Raw genomic sequence first — 1952 nt, 5'->3', positions numbered from 1 at the left:
GGAGCGGCGCCAGCCGCGAGCTTTTCATCGAGCCCACCCAGGCCGTGTCGCCTTCAACCCCTCGCGGCTGGCGCCGCTCCTACGGGGGAGACGCGCGGCGGGGGGGGCTTGCTGTAGGAGCGGCGCAAGCCGCGAGCTTTTCCGGGCGGCTGCGACGAGCCGCGTCGCCTTCAACATCTCGCGGCTGGTGCCGCTCCTACAGTGCGACCAGGCGCCTGGGTTGCGGTAGGCGCGGCGCAAGCCGCGCGCTTTTTGGGGGCTTAGCTGCGGCCGACGCTGTAATACGACCAGCCGTCGGCCTTGAGGCGGTCGGGGTGGTAGAGGTTGCGGCCGTCGACGATCACGCGGGCGGAGAGGCGGCCTTGCATCTCGTCGAAGTCGGGCGCGCGGAACTGCTGCCACTCGGTGCAGATCGCCAGTGCGTCGGCGCCTTCCAGCGCCGCGTACTTGTTGGCCGCCAGGGTGAAGTCGTCGCGCTCGCCGTAGATGCGGCGGGTCTCTTCCATCGCCACCGGGTCAAACGCCTGCACGCGCGCACCCGCGGCCCACAGCGCCTCGATCAGCGTGCGGCTGGGGGCTTCGCGCATGTCGTCGGTGTTGGGCTTGAAGGCCAGGCCCCACACCGCCACCGTCTTGCCGGCCAGCTTGTCCGCACCGCCAAAGTGGCGCGCCAGCTTGGCAAACAGCACCCCCTTCTGGCGGTTGTTCACCGCCTCCACCGCCTTGAGCAGCGGCGCTTCGTAGCCGATCTGGTCGGCCGTGCGCCCCAGCGCCTGCACATCCTTCGGGAAGCAGCTGCCACCGTAGCCGCAACCCGGGTAGATGAAGTGGTAGCCGATGCGCGGATCCGCACCGATGCCCTTGCGCACCTCCTCGATGTCCGCCCCCAGGATCTCGGCCATGTTCGCCAGCTCGTTCATGAAGCTGATCTTGGTCGCCAGCATCGCGTTGGCCGCGTACTTGGTCAGCTCGGCGCTGCGCACGTCCATGAACATGGTGCGCTCATGGTTGCGGTTGAAGGGCTCGTACAGCTCGCGCATCAGCGCGCGCGCCTTGTCCGAATCGGTACCGATGATGATGCGGTCGGGTTTGAGGAAGTCGCCCACCGCCGCCCCTTCCTTGAGGAATTCCGGGTTCGACACCACGTCGTAGGGCTGCGCCACCCCGCGCTCGGCCAGCACCGCCGCCACGCGCTCGCGCACCTTGTCGGCCGTGCCCACCGGCACCGTCGACTTGTTGATCAGCACCTTGTAGCCCGCCATGTTGCGCGCCACGCTCTCGGCCACTGCCAGCACGTACTGCAGATCGGCCGAACCGTCCTCGTCCGGCGGCGTGCCCACGGCAATAAACTGCACCTGCGCATGCGCTACCCCGCGCGCCACGTCGGTGGTGAAGGCCAGGCGCCCTTCACCCACGTTGCGCGCCACGATCGCATCCAGCCCCGGCTCCCAGATCGGCAGCTCGCCCTGGTTGAGGCGGTCGATCTTGCGCTGATCGATATCCACGCACACCACGTTATGGCCCACCTCAGCCAGGCAGGCCCCCGTTACCAGGCCAACGTAGCCCGTACCAAAAATCGTCAGCTTCATACAACCTCCAATGACATCAAACCCATCACGCGCACGCCCAAGCACGCGCGCCAAAATTCAATACGCCCCCACCGCCACCGGAGCGGCCACCGCCGCCGGGCACTGTAGGAGCGGCGCAAGCCGCGAGCCCTTCTCCTGCCCAACCCGGGCCGCGTCGCCTTCAAACCCTCGCGGCTGGCGCCGCTCCCACAAGGGGCGGACACCGCCGCCGGGCACTGTAGGAGCGGCGCAAGCCGCGAGTTTTTCATCGGTCCAGCGCAGGCCGCGTCGCCTTCAAAACCTCGCGGCTTGCGCCGCTCCTACGGGGGGCGCAAGCCGCGGGCCTTCAAAACAAAAAACTCACCTTCCGCCCAGCCCTTCCTC

At 68.1% G+C, this 1952-nt stretch carries 1 protein-coding gene; it reads right to left on the bottom strand.

The window, feature by feature from the left end; translation table 11 throughout:
- Window positions 1-260 precede the first annotated feature (260 nt).
- Window positions 261-1589, bottom strand: coding sequence for a UDP-glucose dehydrogenase family protein (locus tag C662_RS19435; protein WP_002934429.1), 1329 nt, complete (start codon window positions 1587-1589; stop codon window positions 261-263).
- Window positions 1590-1952: the final 363 nt, after the last annotated feature.

The sequence above is a fragment of the Thauera sp. 28 genome, from assembly GCF_000310145.2.
Lineage (GTDB): Bacteria > Pseudomonadota > Gammaproteobacteria > Burkholderiales > Rhodocyclaceae > Thauera > Thauera mechernichensis.
This window is presented reverse-complemented; position numbering and strand designations above follow the sequence as displayed.

Excerpts from the sequence above, each read along its gene's own strand:
- C662_RS19435 (WP_002934429.1), bottom strand. The coding sequence starts at position 1,589 with ATGAAGCTGACGATTTTTGGTACGGGCTACGTTGGCCTGGTAACGGGG.